This window comes from Cohaesibacter gelatinilyticus (assembly GCF_900215605.1).
GTDB classification, from domain to species: Bacteria; Pseudomonadota; Alphaproteobacteria; order Rhizobiales; family Cohaesibacteraceae; genus Cohaesibacter; species Cohaesibacter gelatinilyticus.
In genome coordinates, this window is the sequence record NZ_OBEL01000004.1 from 198886 (window position 1) to 216324 (window position 17439).

A 17439-nucleotide genomic window follows, 5' to 3' on the forward strand; every position below is an offset into this window, starting at 1 on the left:
GGTTATCAGGACCATTTACTATTGATCAGATATTCCAACTCGGCATAATCATTGAAGGCTACTGTGTGTGGTAGCTGGTTTATTGGTGATTTTCGATATCCGTCTGTAAACAGGAAAAATGGAATCTCAGCTGCCTTTGCTGTGGCTGCGTCGACCTCGCTGTCACCGACATAAATCACATCATCTGATGATGAAGCTACACCTAACCCCAGTTGACGGAGTGTTTCCTGCAGTGGCTCGATTGCAGGTTTCTTTACCGGTAAACTGTCGCCACCAATGATGGCACCGACAAACCGTTCCAGATCCAGTCCTTTGACGATAGCACGGGTTTGTGCTTCCGGCTTATTGGTGCAAATGCCGATGGAGAAACCTTGAGCCTTCAGAGCATCAAGACAATCGACAACACCGGGATAAAGCACGGTTTTGTCATGCAAAGCTGCATCATAATGCGCCAGAAACTGTGTGACCATGGAAGCATGTCGAGCTTCATCTCTATAAAGATCGCGTGCTTTCAAAACCCGTTCGACCAGTTTGGGCACTCCATTGCCAACAAAGGATCGGATGGTTTCCAGCGACAAAGGCTCTGTATCCAAATCAGCGAGCAAGCGGTTGCTGGCCTGATGCAGGTCCGGGGCACTATCGATCAAAGTGCCGTCCAAATCGAAAACAATTGCTTTTGTCATTTTTGTCTCTTCATGCCGTCACCAATTGTGTCCCAAGCAATTGCGCTATCAGCGGATCTGTCAAATCTTCAACCAGCCAATCGCTTTTTGAGACATCGTCACCGCTTGTATACCAGCTTGGTGCGGTCAGTACCGGAATTTTGGCTGCTTTTGCAGACAAAACACCATTGCGACTGTCTTCGATGGCAATGCAGTCCTGCGGTCCCAGACCCAACCTTTCAAGTGCTAAAAGATAGACATCCGGCGCTGGCTTTTTCGTGTCTACTTCATCCCCGGCTGCAATCACCTCGAAAACTTCATGGGCTGGCAGGTTCCAGCAACACTGGATAAGAGCATCCACATTGGGGATATTGGTTGTGGTGGCTATGGCAAGACGGATGTTGCTATTTCTGGCGCGATTGATCAGCGTCTCCACTCCGGGACGCAAGGAAAGGTGGCCTTCCGCCAAGATCTGGCCATAGCGCCTAGTCTTTTGTTGATGCAGATCTGCAATTTGAGCCTCGTTGAGAAATGGATGCGCTTGTGTCAATCCAGCCTGATAAGCATTCATACGCTCCTTGCCGCCCGTAACTTTCAGCAAATCCCGGTATAGCTCCTTGCTCCAATGCCAATCGAGGCCAGCCTGTTTGAAGGTTACATTGAAAGCTTGCCTATGGGCTTCTTCAGTCTCTGCCAAGGTGCCATCAACATCAAATATCAGCGCTCTGATCATGCCGCCACACATGCAGCAGAAGCAGCTTCCCGAATTGCTCTGATGTTATGACCATATATATCGGCTTGATCAACAGAGCCACCATTGAAGATAGCGGAGCCTGCAACCAGAACATCCGCTCCGGCTTCGGCGACCAGAGGGGCGGTCTCAGATGTCACGCCACCATCAATTTCGATATGGATCGGGCGATCTCCAATCATGGAGCGGAGTTCACGGATCTTCTCAATCTGGGAGTGAATGAACTTCTGCCCGCCAAAACCGGGATTAACGGTCATGATGCAGACGAGATCCACCATATCCAGCAGATATTTCACATCGTCCAGACCTGTGCCCGGATTAAGCGCCAATCCAGCCTTTGCTCCGGTTGCTCGAATGGCTTGCAGGCTGCGATGAATATGCGGGCTGGCCTCGCGGTGGATGGTGATGATGTCAGATCCTGCTTGCGCAAAAGCCTCAACAAGTGGATCAACTGGTTCGATCATCAAATGCACATCCATCACCGTCTTGATATGGGGTCGGATGGCGGCGCAAAGCGGCGGGCCAAAGGTCAGGTTTGGCACGAAATGACCGTCCATGACATCAACATGTACCCAATCACAGCCTTGTGCTTCAATGGTCTCAATCTCCTTGCCGAAATTGGCAAAGTCGGCAGAAAGAATGGAGGGAGCAATCTTGATATTGCGATCAAAATTCATGAGGTTTCTCCCTCAGTTGAAGCCTTGGTGACAACGGGTCGATCAACATCCAGTCCACCTTCAAAAACTCGGCTCTGGCGAATATCGCTTTGCTCAATGGTTGAAAGGGCTTTGGCATCCAGCGAGCCTCTATTGCTGGCAAAGAGGCGATTGGCCTGTCTCAGTCGGGCGCGATCCAGTGCATTTCGAATGGAGCGGGCATTTGCAAAATGAGGCTGATTGCGTCGTAAGCTGACATATTCTGCCATGGCGGCTCTGGCTTCTTCATCAAAGCCATAATTCTGCTGGTCGAGCATCAGCTCGGAAATTGAGAGCAGTTCATCATCAGTATAGTCAGGGAATTCGATATGGTGGGCGATGCGTGACCGAAAACCGGGGTTGGCGGCGAAGAATTTGTCCATACGATCAGCATAGCCAGCCATGATCACAACCAGATCATCGCGGTTGTTCTCCATCACTTGCAAAAGAATCTCGATGGCTTCCTGACCATAATCGCGTTCATTGTCGGGTTTATAGAGATAGTAGGCCTCATCAATGAAGAGCACACCACCCATGGCCTTTTTCAGCACTTCCTTGGTCTTGGGGGCGGTATGGCCGATATATTGCCCCACCAGATCGTCGCGGGTCACGGTCACCAGATGACCCTTGCGCACATAGCCAAGACGTTTCAACAATCCGGCCATCATCAGCGCGACTGTCGTTTTGCCCGTGCCAGGATTGCCGGTGAAAGACATATGAAGAGTTGGTGTTTCGGTCGATAGTCCCATATCACGACGGGCACGGTCGACCAGAAGCAAAGCAGCGGTCTCTCGAATGCGCTGCTTGACTGGCTCCAAACCGATCAGGTCCTCGTCCAGTTCTCGTAATACATCCGCCACGCCGGAGCTTTCATATTCGGCAGCCAGATCCACTGTTTGAGGCAACTCGCGGTCGGGCTGGCAATCGCTGTTGATGTTCATGTCTCAGGCCCTCTCATTCATTAATCTTTTCAAGTTGGGAGACAAGGGGCGCTGGAGCCCCTTATCATGTGGGGTCGTGCTATCGCACGTCCCAGGCATATTTCTGAGCACGATCGACAAAGTCGGTGCGCTGCATGTGCAGGGTGGGTTCGACAGAGGGGCGATTGACGATGAAGGCAGTCTTTACCGATTCCACACCACGTGTATCGTCAAAGGCAATCAGGCGGATATAATTGTCGCCATGGGCCTTGCGGCATTCATCGAGTTCCATCATCACGCCCTTGGCGTCACGCAGATCGAACATTGGATTGCCCCACATGTTCCAATAGGTATTTCGTGGGTGCGGATCGTCGGTATATTCCACGCCGATAGCCCAGCCATTTTCCAGACAATATTCGACCTGTGCAGTGATCTGTTCGTCATTGAGATCAGGCAGAAAACTGAAACAACCTTGTGTGATACGCATCTTTCTCTCCTCTTCAGATTTATCAGCGGGGTGAGAGGCAGCTCGCTCAGACGAGTTAGGGATCCCGAAGCAAGCTGCCCCTTGTTGCTGGTCTGGTTACATGGCTGGTGTTGCAGTCGGCACGAAGTCGGACGTGTCGGTTGAGGTATAATTGAAGGTAATATTGCCCCAAGTATCGAGTGCTGCTTCCAAAGGCTTGCACCATTTGGCTGCATCACGCAGGATTTCCGGGCCTTCATTGGCGATGTCACGGCCCTCGTTGCGGGCCAGGATCATGGCTTCCAGCGCTACGCGGTTAGCGGTGGCTCCGGCCTGAATGCCCATCGGGTGACCGATGGTGCCACCACCAAACTGCAGGACCACATCATCACCAAACAAGTCAATCAGTTGGTGCATTTGCCCTGCATGGATGCCACCTGATGCAACCGGCATGACCTTGTTCAGATCCGCCCAATCCTGCTCAAAGAAGATGCCGCGAGGCAGATCCACCTCGTTATGGCTTTCACGGCAAACATTGTAGTAACCCTGTACGGTCAGCGGATCACCTTCCAGCTTGCCGACGGCCGTACCGCAGTGCAGATGATCAACACCTGCCAGACGACACCATTTCGCGATAACGCGGAAGCTGATGCCATGGTTCTTCTGGCGGGTATAGGTGCCATGGCCCGCACGGTGCATATGCAGGATCATGTTGTTGTCACGGCACCATTTGGAGATGGATTGAATGGCTGTCCAGCCAACGATCAGGTCGACCATTACAATGACGCTACCAAGCTCTTTGGCAAACTCGGCTCGGGCATACATCTCTTCCATAGTGCCTGCCGTGATGTTGAGATAATGACCTTTGATTTCACCGGACTCGGCACTGGCTTTGTTCACGGCCTCCATGCAATAGAGGAAGCGATCACGCCAATGCATGAAAGGCTGGGAGTTGATATTCTCGTCATCCTTCATGAAGTCGAGCCCGCCTTTCAGGCCTTCATAGACCACGCGGCCATAATTCTTGCCGGACAGACCGAGTTTGGGCTTGGTGGTGGCACCCAGCAGAGGTTTGCCGAACTTATCCAGTCGCTCGCGCTCCACCACCAGACCGGTTGGTGGGCCGGCAAAGGTCTTCACATACGAAGTCGGAAAGCGCATGTCCTCCAGACGGGCAGCAAGGATAGGTTTGAAGGAGAAGACATTGCCGATGATCGAGGCGGTCAGGTTGGCAATGGAGCCTTCTTCAAACAGAATCAGATCATAGGCCACATAGCAGAAATATTGTCCGGGATTATTCGGTACTGGCTCTACCTTGTAGGCCTTGGCACGGTAGCTGTCGCAGGCGGTTAGTCGGTCGGTCCAGACCACGGTCCAGGTGGCGGTGGAAGACTCACCTGCTACAGCCGCAGCGGCTTCGATTGGGTCCACGCCTTCCTGTGGTGTGATGCGGAACAGCGCCAGAACGTCAGTGTCTTTCGGCTGGTAATCGCCATCCCAATAGCCCATCTGGGCATATTTCAAGACGCCAGCAGAATAGCGTTTCTTCTTGTCCTTGATCTCCTGAGGATTGCTGAGTTCATTCATGATAATCTCCTCTTGTTGGTTCTATTCAGCGGCAATTGCAGTGGTGTTGGTCGGGTCCAATGCCCCCACGGCATAGCGAGAAGCCATATCGTCCATGGGGATTACTTTGATTTTGGAAGCTTGCCCGGCTGTTCCAAAGCGCTCGTATCGATCACGCACCAGACGCTCCATTTCCTCCATGGCGGGGATCAGGAATTTGCGCGGGTCAAACTCGCTGGGCCTGTCAGTCGCCAATTTGCGAAACTGTCCTGTCATGGCCATGCGGCAATCGGTGTCGATATTGACCTTGCGAACACCGTGACGAATGCCTCGCTCAATTTCGTCAACGGGTACGCCATAAGTTTGGGGCATGTCGCCACCATGGGCGTTGATCAGATCCTGCAGCTCTTGGGGAACCGACGACGAGCCATGCATCACCAGATGGGTGTCGGGCAGTTTTTGATGGATCGCCTCAATGGTAGTCATGGAGAGGATATCACCATCAGGCTTGCGCGAGAATTTATAAGCGCCATGACTGGTGCCGCAGGCGATTGCCAATGCGTCACATTTGGTGCGAGATACAAAATCTGCAGCCTGATCGGGATCAGTCAGGAGTTGATCTTGTGCCAACTTTCCTTCTGCACCAGAACCATCTTCCTTGGCTGCTTCTCCCGTTTCCAAACTGCCCAGAACACCGAGTTCACCCTCGACCGAGGCCCCCACAGCGTGGGCAGCTTCAGCGACCTTGGCGGTGATCTCGACGTTATAATCGTAGGAAGCCGGAGTTTTCATATCCGCCTCCAGTGACCCATCCATCATCACACTGGTAAAACCGTGGCGAATGGCTGAGAGACAGGTGGCTTCGTTGTTACCATGATCCTGGTGCAAGCATACTGGAATGTCGGGATGCATCTCGGCCAGCGCCTGCACCATGTGGCGCAACATGATATCGCCAGCATAGGATCGAGCCCCACGACTTGCCTGCAATATGACTGGAGCATCCAGTGCCTCAGCTGCTTTCATGATGGCGAGCCCTTGCTCCATATTGTTGATATTGAAGGCTGGCACGCCATAGGAATATTCGGCGGCATGGTCCAGCAATTGTCGTAAAGTGATAAGTGCCATGAAAGTCTCTCCTGTTGGCTATGCCACTTTTTGAGGATGGGTGAGGGCTGCAATGCCGGGTAGGGTCTTACCTTCCAACCATTCGAGGAAGGCACCACCTGCGCTGGAGACATAGGTAAAGCTGTCTCCCACATCGGCAGCATTCAAAGCAGCCACAGTGTCGCCACCACCAGCAATGGCAATCAGCTTGCCGTCTTTGCATAGCCCGGCTGTTCTGCAGGCCAGTGTCAGAGTGGCAATGTCAAAAGGCTGGATTTCAAAGGCACCCAGTGGTCCATTCCAGAGCACGGTTCTGGCGCTGACAATTTCTTGCTCAAAGAGCGCAATGCTTGCTGAGCCTGCATCCAGAATCATCGAGTCTGCCGGGCATTGCATGGCTGAGAGACGGATGTTTGGAGAATCTTTCTCGAACTCTCTTGCAACCACAATATCGACAGGCAGGATGAGACGGCAGCCATGTTCTTCGGCGAGAGCTTCGATCTCGCGAACCATTGCAACCTGATCTGCTTCATGCAGGGATTTGCCCATTGGTGCACCCCTGGCGTGAAGGAAGGTATTGGCCATACCACCGCCAATGATTACGGCATCGAGTTTTCGGACCAGATTTTTGAGTACTGCAATCTTGGAAGACACTTTGGCTCCGCCGACAATGGCAATGGCCGGGCTTTGCGGTGCTTCCAGAGCGCTCGACAAGGCATCCAGTTCTTCCATCAACAAGGGCCCCGCATAGGAAGGCAAAAGCGAAGCAATAGCGCTGGTGGATGCATGGGCACGATGAGCGCAGGAAAAGGCATCATTGACATACAAGTCGCCAAGCTTTGAAAGAGCTTTGGCAAAGGCCAGATCATTACTCTCTTCGCCTGCTTCAAAACGCACATTCTCGCAAAGCAAAACTTCGCCATCTTTCAAGGCATTGGCTTTGGTTTCAGCTTCACTGCCAATGCAAACTGCAGCAAACTGAACTGTACAAGGAAGAGCCACCTCCAGGCTTGGGATGAGCTGAGCAACTGAAAAATGCTCCTCCGGTCCATTCTTTGGGCGACCCAAATGGGTGAGAATGACCAATCTCGCACCGCGATCCAGCAAGGGACGTATTCCAGCGGCAAAGCGTTCGATGCGAGTGGTATCACTCACTGCTCCGTTGTTGAGTGGTACGTTGAGATCGGCCCGGACAAGTAGTCGCTTGCCTTTGACATCCTGATCCAGAATGGAATGAAAATTCCTCATATCAGCCTCCCGAGCGCGACGGCGGTGTCTGCCATGCGGTTGGAAAATCCCCATTCATTGTCGTACCAGGACAGGATGCGTACCATGGTGCCGTCCATGACCTTTGTCTGGTCCATATGAAAGATGGAGGAATGGGGATCGTGATTGAAATCGACCGACACATTGGCGAGATCGCTATAGCCAAGAATGCCTTTCAATGACCCATCTGCAGCGGTGCGAATGGCGGCATTTACCTCTTCTGCACTGGTGGGGCGGTCGGCTTCGAACACCAGATCGACAACAGAAACATTGGGTGTGGGGACGCGAATGGCCACACCGTCCAGTTTGCCGTTCAATTCTGGCAGAACAAGGCCGACCGCCTTGGCTGCGCCGGTGGAGGTTGGGATCATGCTCATGGCAGCAGCCCTGGCGCGATAGAGATCACCATGCATGGTATCCAGCGTTGGCTGGTCGCCGGTATAGGAGTGGATGGTGGTCATGAAGCCACGTTTGATGCCGATGGCATCATTCAGCACCTTGGCTACTGGCGACAGGCAATTGGTGGTGCAGGAGGCATTGGAGACGACCAGATCGTCTGTAGTCAGGCTGTCATGATTGACCCCATACACAATGGTTTTGTCTGCATTGGATGCGGGCGCAGAGACCAGAACACGTTTGGAGCCATTCTTCAGATGTGCGGACGCCTTCTCACGTGTGGCGAAAATGCCGGTGCATTCCAATGCCACATCCACGTCATTCCAAGGCAAATCTTTCGGGTCACGAATGGCTGTGACTCTGATTGGTCCGCGCCCAGCGTCAATGCTATTCTCCGTTGTTTTGATCACACCGGGAAAGCGCCCATGCACGCTGTCAAATTTCAGCAAATGTGCATTGGTCCCTACCGGTCCGAGATCATTGATAGCGACGACCTCTATGTCCGTTCGATCCGTCTCCAGGATGGCACGAAGCACATTTCTCCCGATACGGCCAAAGCCGTTTATGGCAACTTTAACAGTCATATCAATTCCTTAGCTAATCAAATTGGCAGCTGTGCGAGCGACATTCTCAGCCGTGATGCCGAAATGGCGATAGAGATCATCCGCTGGAGCAGAAGCTCCGAACCCTTGCATGCCGACAAAGGCGCTCTTTGGTCCCAACAGATCGGACCATCCCTGGCGAACAGCAGCCTCAACCCCGACGCGAGGTGCTGTGCCAAGGACGGAGAGACGATAGGCGTCTCCCTGTCGCATGAAGAGTTCGAAGCAAGGCACCGAGACCACCGCTGCCTGAATGTCCTGTTCTTCCAGGATGTCTGCTGCTTCCAGTGCGATTGTGACTTCGGAGCCGGTGGCGAAGAGTGTCACATCTCTGTCCTTGGTAGCCTCGCGCAAGACATAGGCCCCCTTGGCCGTCATGTTGGCAGCATTGTGGGTCTTGCGGATCGTTGGCAGCCCTTGCCGGGAAAGGCATAGAACAGATGGCGTATTGGAAGAGAGCAAGGCCAGCTCCCAAGCCTCTGCTGTTTCCACCGCATCAGCTGGTCGGAAGACATCCATATTGGGCATGGCGCGCAGGCTTGCGATGGTTTCAACTGGTTGATGGGTTGGACCATCCTCGCCAAGACCAATGGAATCGTGGGTCATGACATAGACCACAGGTTGCTCCATCAGTGACGAGAGCCGCATCGCCGGACGGCAATAGTCGGCAAAGGCCAAGAAGGTGCCGCCATAGGGCAGAAAGCCGCCATGCAAGCTGAGGCCATTCATTATGGCAGCCATGCAATGCTCGCGGATGCCATAATGAATATAGGAACCGCTAAAATCATGCCTGGTGACCGGCATCATCGCCTTGGCACGGGTATTATTGGAGCCAGTCAGATCGGCCGAGCCACCTGCGAGATTGGGCAATACATTATGGATCACATCGAGCGTGATTTCGGATGCCTTGCGCGTTGCGACTTTGGGCATGCTTTCACTCAACCCTTCCTTTAAAATCTGAATGGCGGATTGCAAGGCTTTGGCATCTGGTGAAGCCAGCGTTGTCGCAAAGTCTTCCTTTCGCTCGGACTGGATCAGGCGATCTTCCCAGACCTGTCGTTGAAGGGCACCGCGTTCTGCAATAGCACCCCAGGATTGATAAATGGAATCCGGTATCTCGAACGCATCATGGGGCCAACCCAGAGCCTTGCGAGTGGCTTCGATTTCGGCTTCGCCCAAAGGCGCGCCATGCACACCGCTCGTACCTTGCTTGGCAGGAGAACCAAATCCGATCATGGTTCTGCATGCAATCATGGAGGGGCGGTTTTCCCGCCGAGCCAGATCGATGGCGCCTGCAACGGCCTTTTTGTCATGACCATTGATTTCCTGCACATGCCAACCTGCTGCTTCAAAGCGTGCACGTTGATCCATGGAGGTGGAGAGATCGGTCGGGCCATCAATGGTGATGTGATTATCATCCCAAAAGACAATCAACTTGCCCAATCCCATATGTCCGGCAAAGTCGATGGCTTCCTGGCTGATGCCTTCCATCAGGCAACCGTCGCCAGCGAGTACATAGGTGTAGTGATCGACAAGCTTGTCTCCAAAGCGGGCATTTTGCATCCGCTCGGCCAGCGCCATGCCAACGGCAGTGGCAATGCCTTGTCCCAGTGGCCCGGTGGTGGTCTCGATTCCTTTTGCATGTCCATATTCGGGATGTCCAGCCGTGCGTGCTTCCATCTGGCGGAAATTGCGCAACTGATCCATATCCATATCATCGTAGCCAAGAAGATGATGAATGGCATAGATCAGCATGGATCCGTGCCCGGCCGAGAGCACGAAGCGATCCCGGTCAGGCCAATCGGGATTGGTCGGGTCGATCTTGATGAAACGATTGAAGAGGACGCTGGCAATATCGGCCATACCCATGGGGGCACCGGGATGGCCGGAATTGGCCTTTTGTACCGCGTCCATGGTCAGGGCGCGCACAGCGTTGGCCATCAGGTCTTCGGCATTGATGATTGGGATTGTTTGTTCATTCATTGCGTCTCTCCTGATTAGCTGCGGCGGGATTCACTGATGAGGCGGTGGACCATCGGCGTCAGGATCAGCTGCATGGCCAGGTCCATCTTGCCGCCGGGAATAACGATGGAATTGGCCCGGCTCATCCAACTGCCCTCGATCATGGAAATGAGGTAAGGGAAATCGATGCCACGTGGATTGCGGAAGCGGATGACGACGATGCTTTCATCCGGTGTCGGGATCCAGCGTGCGATGAACGGATCGGACGTATCCACCACCGGTACCCTTTGGAAATTGATATCCGTACGGATGAATTGCGGGCAGATGCAATGCACATAGGCATGCATGCGGCGCAGAATGGTGTCGGTAATGGCTTCTGTCGAATAGCCACGCTTGTCGGTATCGCGATGGATCTTCTGAATCCACTCCAGATTGATCACCGGAACGACACCGATCTTGAGATCGGCAAGGGCAGCGAGGTCGACCTCGTCATTCACCACTGCGCCGTGCAAGCCTTCATAAAAGAGGAGATCGGACCCCTCATCAAAATTTTTCCAGTCGGTGAAGGTGCCGGGATCTCCGCCCCATTTCTCGGCCTCAATGTCATCATGAATATAATGACGGGTCATTCCGTTGCCGGTTTCGCCATAAGAACGAAACGCTTCCGCCAATTTTTCCAGCTCATTGGCTTCATAGCTGAAATGGCTGAAGGTCTCATCACCCTGACTTTTACGGTGTTCAAGTTGCTGCTTCATTGCAGCGCGGTCATAGCGATGAAAGGCGTCACCCTCGATCGAGACGGCCTTGATCCCTTCGCGGCGAAAGATCTGATCAAAAGTGGTTTTGACCGTGGTTGTTCCGGCCCCGGATGATCCGGTCACAGAGATGATGGGATGCTTCTTGCTCATCTGGATTTCCTCTTAACTCGGAACTGAACTTACGCCCGGAACAGGCCGCGACTGTTGAACAGGGCAGAGACTTCCTGTTCTGATAGGGAGAAATAATCTGCTATGCGCGAGACATTGTCGGGCGAGCCAAAAACAAAGGAGGTGCGGGCATGAAGCGAAGATGCGCTCTGCTGCATGATCGGCATGGTGCCGTCAGTTGCCTTGCCCCCGGCCTGCTCAATCAGAAAGGCGATGGGTGCACATTCATACACCATGCGCAGACGGCCTGATGCATAGCCGGAACGGCTGTCCGAGGGATAGAGGAACACACCACCCCGGCTGAGAATGCGATGGGTTTCGGCCACAAGGGATGCCACCCAACGCATGTTGAATTCTTCACTTCGTGGGCCTTCGCTCCCCGCTATGCAATCATCGATATAGGCGCGGATCGGCTTGTCCCAATGGCGGTAATTGGAGGCATTGATGGCATATTCGGTGGAGCTATCGCTGACCCTGATGCTCGGATCGACCAACTCAAAGCGATTGCTGTCGGGATTGAGCAAATAGAATTGTGTTCCCGCACCAAAAGTGATGGCAAGACCGGTTTGCGGACCATAGATGATGTATCCAGCAGCGATTTGTTCTGAAGCCGGACGCAGGAAGCTTTCGTTGGCTTCACCATGGGCCTCATATATTGAGAAAATGGTGCCAATGGATACGTTCACATCGATATTGGATGAACCATCCAGAGGGTCAATTGCCAAGGCATAGCGGCCCTCTCGATCCAGTGATATTACATCCTCTTGCTCTTCAGATGCATACCAGCGGATATTGGCATTACAAAGCTTGGCCAGAAACATGTCATCGGCCAAAACATCCAATGCTTTCTGCCCATCACCATCACTGTTTTCACCCACTTCGTGGCCAAGAGATTGACCCAAGGGTCCTTTGGCAATGATCACGGCCAACTCCCTTGCAGTGTCGCAAAGGGCGTTGACTACCGGCTGCAAATTGGCCGGGATATGATCACCGGAGATGGCTGTACTCGATATTCGCATAATAATATTTCAACCTCAGCTCTTGACGAGACTGAATATTTCATTCCACATTTCAATCTATGAAAAAATTTAAAAAAAAGAATGTGAGATTAAATAAAATTTAATGCCAAAGCTTGAAGCCATAACCCTCAAGCAGTTGCGCGCTTTACGCGCCATTGCCGACCATGGGTCCATTACTGCCGCAGCCAATGAGCTGGGGCTGACGCCTCCTGCGGTTCATACACAAGTCAAGGGATTGGAGCAGGCGCTCAATTGTACAGTGCTGGAATCCAGCCGCCAGCATGGACCGACTTTCACGCCGGAAGGGCAGACCATACTGGATGCTGAGCGGCAAATTCTGGCTATATTGAACAGCTCGGTCGAACGGGTGAGAGCACTGAAGCATGGACAGACCGGTGTGGTGGTTTTGGGTGTTGTCAGTACGGCAAAATATTTTGTCCCCGGCCTTGTTGCACAAATTGGAGAAGCCTATCCGGATATTGATGTGATCCTGAAAGTGGGCAATCGGCAGGACATCATTCGTGAGTTGTCAGAGCGAACCATTGATATGGCCATCATGGGGCGTCCACCAAGAAGTCCCGCCAATATTGCTGAAGTGATTGGAACTCATCCTCATGTTTTCATTGCTGCTTCCGATCATCCGCTGGCAGGCAAGGAGGATATCAGTCCTGCGGATTTTCTTGCTCAGACATTTCTCAGTCGAGAGCAGGGATCAGGTACCCTTATCCTTATGACCCGTTACCTGGATCGACTTGGAGAGGGGACCCCCTATCGGGCGATCGAGATGGGATCGAATGAGACCATCAAACAAGCAGTCATCGCCAACCTTGGTATCGCTCTGATCTCGCAACATACCACGACAGAAGAGATCAAATCTGGCCGCTTGGTGACATTGGAAGTGGAGGGTTTACCCATCGTCCGCCAATGGTTTTTACTCCATCGAGAAGATGTCGAAATTTCCAATACGCTTAAAACCGTGCGCGACTTCATCCTCGATCTCAAAGCCAGCTTCTTGCCGACTCTCTGATTGAGAATTTTGCCTGGTAGGCCCATTCAGTCGTCATTCGCGTTCGCATCTCGTGCAGCTATGGCGCACTTAAAGAAAAATCATCGCAGATAAGGAGATGCCCATAGACCTGAGCGAGCTGTTTTGTCGCAGTTAAACATCATGAATGCATGAATGTGCAGTGACCCGGACCCGTCAATCATCGACAATATGAGATCCAATCCTGCCATTCAAAATGATGTGGGAGGACCGAATAGAGCGATGATTCCAGGTGATTTTGATTATTTGCGGCCCAGGACCAAGAGTGAAGCACTTACCATGCTTCGCGAAGGTGGCGATGAGGCCAGACCCATTGCTGGAGGCCACAGCCTCATTCCGATGATGAAGCTTCGCATGGCAACTCCAGAACGCCTTGTCGATCTGGGTGCTTTGAGCGATCTCAACTATATCGACATTGACAAAGAGGTTCGCATTGGCGCTTCAGTCACGCAGCACCAATTGATTGAATCTACAGAGCTGCATGATGCCTGCCCAATCTTGCGCGAAACGGCACTTCTGATTGCTGATCCGCAGATCCGTTATTGCGGTACCATCGGTGGCAATGTGGCCAATGGTGATCCGGGCAATGACATGCCAGCGCTGATGCAGTGCCTGGATGCGACCTACATCATTGAAAGCACCAACGGCAAGCGTGAGGTCAAAGCCCGTGATTTCTATCAAGGTGCTTATTTCACGGCATTGGAGACGGTCGAGCTGATCACTGGCATTCGCTTCAAAGCTCCTGCTCAAGGGCATGGTTACTCCTATCAGAAGCTGAAGCGCAAGGTTGGTGATTACGCCACGGCTGCTGCGGCTGTTGTGCTCTCGATGTCTGAAGACAATGTGTTGGACGCTTCTGTCGCGCTGACCAATCTTGCCGATACTCCGCTTTATGTGGCCGAAGCAGAAAGCATCCTGACCAGTGCTCCTCTAAGTCCGATCACCATCAAGGGAGCGGTGAAAGCAGCCGAAGCCATCATGGCACCTGCGTCTGATGGCCGTGGTTCCAGTGAATATAGAACAAGAATGGGTGGTGTGATGGTTCAGCGAGCTATCGAAGCTGCCGTTGAGCGTGCTGATAAAACTGCCAAAAAGGGAGGGCTCTTCGGATGGCTAAAACGCTGATCAAACTGACCGTCAACGGCGATGAAATGGAAGTCGCCGTCGAGCCTCGTGATTTGCTGATCCATACTTTGCGCGAGCAATTGGAACTGACCGGCGCCCATATTGGCTGTGATACCAGCCATTGTGGTGCATGCACCGTCGATCTGGATGGCCGTTCGGTCAAAAGCTGCACCATGTTTGCGGTACAGGCAGACGGGGCGGAAATTACCACCGTAGAAGGTATGGCCCATGCCGATGGCACATTGCATGCAATACAGGAGGCCTTCCGTGAAATGCATGGTCTTCAATGTGGTTTTTGTACGCCAGGCATGATCATGCGGGCTCACCGTCTGCTGCAGGAGAATCCGATGCCAACTGAAGACGAAATCCGCTGGGGCATCTCCGGCAATCTGTGCCGCTGCACAGGCTATCAGAACATTGTCAAAGCCGTTCAAATGGCTAGCGAAACACTCAGTCAAAAGGTGGCAGCGGAATAATGGCAGATACAGGTATTATTTCCATTGAGGAACGCACCGATCAGCTGGAAGGCATTGGTTGCAAGAGAAAGCGAGTCGAAGATATTCGCTTCACCCAAGGACGCGGCAATTATGTGGATGATGTCAAATTGCCGGGCATGTTGTTTGGCGACTTTGTCCGCAGCCCTTTTGCCCATGCACGCATCAAGCATATCGACAAGGATAGTGCTCTGGCTGTGCCTGGTGTTGTGGCGGTTATAACGGCAGAAGATCTGATCCCGCTGAACCTGCATTATATGCCAACGCTGGCAGGGGATGTTCAGGCTGTTCTGGCGCATGAAAAGGTTCTGTTCCAGAACCAGGAAGTGGCCTTCATCGTTGCCAAGGACAGATATGCAGCTGCTGATGGTGTGGAAGCGCTGGCCGTTGAGTATGAAGAGCTGGAACCTCTGATGGATGCTCACAAAGCCATGGACGCGAATGCTCCTGTCTTGCGCGAGGATCTGGCAGGGAAGACCGAAGGGGCTCACGGCCCGCGGACCCATCACAATCACATCTTTACCTGGACTGCTGGTGATGAAGCCGCAACGCAAGAGGCGTTCGACAAGGCGGATGTGGTGGTAAAGGAATATCTGGCACATCCGCGCGTTCATCCTTGTCCGCTGGAGACTTGCGGTTCGGTTGCTGATATGAATCCGATCACAGGGCAGCTAACATTATGGGGTACTTTTCAAGCTCCTCATGTCGTTCGTACTGTTGCGTCGCTCATCTCCAATATTCCAGAGCACAAAATCCGCGTGATCGCTCCGGATATCGGTGGCGGCTTTGGTAACAAGGTTGGCGTTTATCCGGGCTATGTCATGTCCATTGTCGGCTCCATTGTACTCAAGAAGCCGGTGAAATGGATCGAAGACCGGATGGAGAATCTCTCCACCACCGCTTTTGCCCGAGACTATCATATCGAGGCAGAGCTGGCGGCGACCAAGGATGGTAAGATCTTGGGTATGCGCAGCCATGTGCTGGCTGATCATGGTGCCTTTGATGCCTGTGCCGATCCCTCCAAATATCCGGCAGGCATGTATCATATTTGCTCCGGCTCCTATGATATTGGCGCAGCCTTTTGCTCTGTTACTGGTGTCTATACAAACAAAGCGCCGGGCGGTGTGTCCTATCGCTGCTCCTTCCGTGTGACGGAGGCGGTCTATACCATTGAGCGCATCATTGAAGTGCTGGCCATCAAGCTTGGAATGGATGCAGCGGAATTGCGCCAGAAAAACTTTGTTCAGCCAGAGCAGTTCCCATACACTTCTGCATTTGGTTGGGAATATGACAGCGGTGACTATCCAACAGCCATGAAGAAAGCCATGGATGCTGTTGACTATGATGGATTGCGAGCAGAGCAAGCTAAAATGGTTGAGGATTTCAAAGCGGGTAAATCCCGTGAAATCATGGGTATCGGCGTTTCTTTCTTTACCGAGATTGTCGGGGCTGGTCCGTCCAAGAATTGCGATATTCTTGGTATCGGAATGTTTGATAGCTGCGAAATTCGTGTTCACCCAACCGGGGCTGCGATTGCCCGCCTTGGGGTAAAAAGTCAGGGACAGGGGCATGAGACGACCTTTGCTCAGATCCTGGCCAGTGAAACTGGTATTGCTGCGGACATGATCACCATTGAAGAAGGGGACACGGATACCGCACCATATGGTCTTGGCACTTATGGCTCGCGTTCCACACCTGTGGCGGGGGCTGCCGCCGCCCGTGCTGGTCGCAAGATCAAGCATAAGGCGCAGCTGATTGCTTCCCATCTGTTGGAAGTGCACCACGATGATCTGGAATGGGACGTCGATGGCTTTGCGGTCAAAGGCGCACCAGAAAAACGCAAGAGCATGAAAGAGCTTGCTTGGGCGGCCTACAATAACGTGCCTGAAGGCATGGAGATGGGGCTGGAAGCGGTTGATTATTATGATCCGCCGAATTTCACGTTCCCTTATGGAGCCTATTTCTGTGTTCTGAAGATTGACGTTGATACCGGTGTCTACAAGATCGAGCGTTTTTATGCGTTGGATGATTGCGGTACCCGTATCAATCCGATGATCATCGAAGGGCAGGTACATGGCGGCCTGACGGAAGCCTTTGCTGTGGCCATGGGCCAGCTTATCGACTTTGATGACACCGGCAATGTGATAGGAGCCAGCCTGATGGATTTCTTCCTGCCAACAGCAGTGGAGACCCCTCATTGGGAAACCGATCATACAGAGGTGCCAAGCCCGCATCATCCAATTGGGGCCAAAGGAGTTGGCGAAAGCCCCCATGTTGGCGGGGTTCCGGCCTTCTCCAATGCGGTCAATGATGCCTTCCGCCCTTTCGGTGGCGTGCAGACCCATATGCCACATACAGCGGCGAATATCTGGGCCTATGCCAAATCATTGGGCATGACCGATCAGTGATGCATGAAGGATTGCGGTTGGCTAGGGCAGAG

16 protein-coding genes are annotated in these 17439 nt (G+C 52.8%); 4 read left to right on the top strand and 12 right to left on the bottom strand.

Going from position 1 to position 17439, the window contains the following annotated elements; translation table 11 throughout:
* Positions 1-5 precede the first annotated feature (5 nt).
* The 12 genes from gph to CRO57_RS16950 all read right to left on the bottom strand — a co-directional run bounded on the left by gph (position 6) and on the right by CRO57_RS16950 (position 12335).
* Positions 6-683, bottom strand: a complete 678-nt coding sequence (gene gph, locus CRO57_RS16895; protein WP_097154658.1) for a phosphoglycolate phosphatase — start codon at positions 681-683, stop codon at positions 6-8.
* Positions 684-693: 10 nt separating this feature from the next.
* Complete coding sequence (locus CRO57_RS16900) at positions 694-1395, bottom strand: HAD family hydrolase (protein WP_097154841.1); 702 nt, start codon at positions 1393-1395, stop codon at positions 694-696.
* The gene (gene rpe, locus CRO57_RS16905) at positions 1392-2090 is read right to left on the bottom strand and encodes a ribulose-phosphate 3-epimerase (protein ID WP_097154659.1); all 699 of its coding nucleotides are present in this window, start codon (positions 2088-2090) and stop codon (positions 1392-1394) included. The genes CRO57_RS16900 and rpe overlap by 4 nt, the downstream gene beginning before the upstream one ends.
* Complete coding sequence (cbbX, locus tag CRO57_RS16910; RefSeq protein ID WP_097154660.1) at positions 2087-3049, bottom strand: CbbX protein; 963 nt, start codon at positions 3047-3049, stop codon at positions 2087-2089. The genes rpe and cbbX overlap by 4 nt, the downstream gene beginning before the upstream one ends.
* Before the next feature lie 79 nt (positions 3050-3128).
* Positions 3129-3515, bottom strand: coding sequence for a ribulose bisphosphate carboxylase small subunit (locus tag CRO57_RS16915; RefSeq protein ID WP_097154661.1), 387 nt, complete (start codon positions 3513-3515; stop codon positions 3129-3131).
* A gap of 96 nt (positions 3516-3611) precedes the next feature.
* Entirely contained in the window at positions 3612-5081 is a 1470-nt protein-coding gene (locus CRO57_RS16920; protein ID WP_097154662.1) for a form I ribulose bisphosphate carboxylase large subunit, read from the bottom strand.
* Between the two features lie 21 nt (positions 5082-5102).
* Entirely contained in the window at positions 5103-6185 is a 1083-nt protein-coding gene (gene fba / locus CRO57_RS16925) for a class II fructose-bisphosphate aldolase (protein WP_097154663.1), read from the bottom strand.
* 18 nt (positions 6186-6203) lie between these two features.
* Positions 6204-7412 (bottom strand): phosphoglycerate kinase, encoded by a 1209-nt coding sequence (locus CRO57_RS16930; protein ID WP_097154664.1) that lies wholly within the window; start codon positions 7410-7412, stop codon positions 6204-6206.
* Positions 7409-8410, bottom strand: coding sequence for a type I glyceraldehyde-3-phosphate dehydrogenase (gap, locus tag CRO57_RS16935; RefSeq protein ID WP_097154665.1), 1002 nt, complete (start codon positions 8408-8410; stop codon positions 7409-7411). The genes CRO57_RS16930 and gap overlap by 4 nt, the downstream gene beginning before the upstream one ends.
* Before the next feature lie 9 nt (positions 8411-8419).
* Positions 8420-10411, bottom strand: coding sequence for a transketolase (gene tkt, locus CRO57_RS16940; protein ID WP_097154666.1), 1992 nt, complete (start codon positions 10409-10411; stop codon positions 8420-8422).
* Positions 10412-10425: 14 nt separating this feature from the next.
* Complete coding sequence (locus tag CRO57_RS16945) at positions 10426-11298, bottom strand: phosphoribulokinase (protein WP_097154667.1); 873 nt, start codon at positions 11296-11298, stop codon at positions 10426-10428.
* Positions 11299-11327: 29 nt separating this feature from the next.
* On the bottom strand, positions 11328-12335 hold the full coding sequence (locus CRO57_RS16950; RefSeq protein WP_097154668.1) for a class 1 fructose-bisphosphatase: 1008 nt from the start codon (positions 12333-12335) through the stop codon (positions 11328-11330).
* 103 nt (positions 12336-12438) lie between these two features.
* Here CRO57_RS16950 and cbbR point away from each other — a divergent pair, with 103 nt between their 5' ends.
* The 4 genes from cbbR to CRO57_RS16970 all read left to right on the top strand — a co-directional run bounded on the left by cbbR (position 12439) and on the right by CRO57_RS16970 (position 17407).
* Positions 12439-13362: a LysR family regulator CbbR gene (gene cbbR / locus CRO57_RS16955; RefSeq protein WP_097154669.1), complete on the top strand. Its 924-nt coding sequence runs from the start codon at positions 12439-12441 to the stop codon at positions 13360-13362.
* 240 nt (positions 13363-13602) lie between these two features.
* Positions 13603-14505: an FAD binding domain-containing protein gene (locus CRO57_RS16960; protein WP_097154842.1), complete on the top strand. Its 903-nt coding sequence runs from the start codon at positions 13603-13605 to the stop codon at positions 14503-14505.
* A complete protein-coding gene (locus tag CRO57_RS16965) occupies positions 14490-14981 on the top strand; it encodes a (2Fe-2S)-binding protein (protein ID WP_097154670.1) in 492 nt (163 codons plus the stop codon). Before CRO57_RS16960 ends, CRO57_RS16965 begins: the two co-directional genes overlap by 16 nt.
* A complete protein-coding gene (locus tag CRO57_RS16970) occupies positions 14981-17407 on the top strand; it encodes an aerobic carbon-monoxide dehydrogenase large subunit (protein ID WP_097154671.1) in 2427 nt (808 codons plus the stop codon). Before CRO57_RS16965 ends, CRO57_RS16970 begins: the two co-directional genes overlap by 1 nt.
* The last annotated feature ends 32 nt before the right edge of the window (positions 17408-17439 follow it).

Coding starts and splice junctions, on each gene's coding strand:
- CRO57_RS16960 (WP_097154842.1), top strand. CDS start 13,603: ATGATTCCAGGTGATTTTGATTATTTGCGGCCCAGGACCAAGAGTGAA.
- rpe (WP_097154659.1), bottom strand. CDS start 2,090: ATGAATTTTGATCGCAATATCAAGATTGCTCCCTCCATTCTTTCTGCC.
- cbbX (WP_097154660.1), bottom strand. CDS start 3,049: ATGAACATCAACAGCGATTGCCAGCCCGACCGCGAGTTGCCTCAAACA.
- gph (WP_097154658.1), bottom strand. CDS start 683: ATGACAAAAGCAATTGTTTTCGATTTGGACGGCACTTTGATCGATAGT.
- fba (WP_097154663.1), bottom strand. CDS start 6,185: ATGGCACTTATCACTTTACGACAATTGCTGGACCATGCCGCCGAATAT.
- cbbR (WP_097154669.1), top strand. CDS start 12,439: ATGCCAAAGCTTGAAGCCATAACCCTCAAGCAGTTGCGCGCTTTACGC.
- CRO57_RS16945 (WP_097154667.1), bottom strand. CDS start 11,298: ATGAGCAAGAAGCATCCCATCATCTCTGTGACCGGATCATCCGGGGCC.
- CRO57_RS16915 (WP_097154661.1), bottom strand. CDS start 3,515: ATGCGTATCACACAAGGTTGTTTCAGTTTTCTGCCTGATCTCAATGAC.
- CRO57_RS16900 (WP_097154841.1), bottom strand. CDS start 1,395: ATGATCAGAGCGCTGATATTTGATGTTGATGGCACCTTGGCAGAGACT.
- CRO57_RS16930 (WP_097154664.1), bottom strand. CDS start 7,412: ATGAGGAATTTTCATTCCATTCTGGATCAGGATGTCAAAGGCAAGCGA.
- CRO57_RS16950 (WP_097154668.1), bottom strand. CDS start 12,335: ATGCGAATATCGAGTACAGCCATCTCCGGTGATCATATCCCGGCCAAT.
- CRO57_RS16970 (WP_097154671.1), top strand. CDS start 14,981: ATGGCAGATACAGGTATTATTTCCATTGAGGAACGCACCGATCAGCTG.
- tkt (WP_097154666.1), bottom strand. CDS start 10,411: ATGAATGAACAAACAATCCCAATCATCAATGCCGAAGACCTGATGGCC.
- CRO57_RS16965 (WP_097154670.1), top strand. CDS start 14,490: ATGGCTAAAACGCTGATCAAACTGACCGTCAACGGCGATGAAATGGAA.
- gap (WP_097154665.1), bottom strand. CDS start 8,410: ATGACTGTTAAAGTTGCCATAAACGGCTTTGGCCGTATCGGGAGAAAT.
- CRO57_RS16920 (WP_097154662.1), bottom strand. CDS start 5,081: ATGAATGAACTCAGCAATCCTCAGGAGATCAAGGACAAGAAGAAACGC.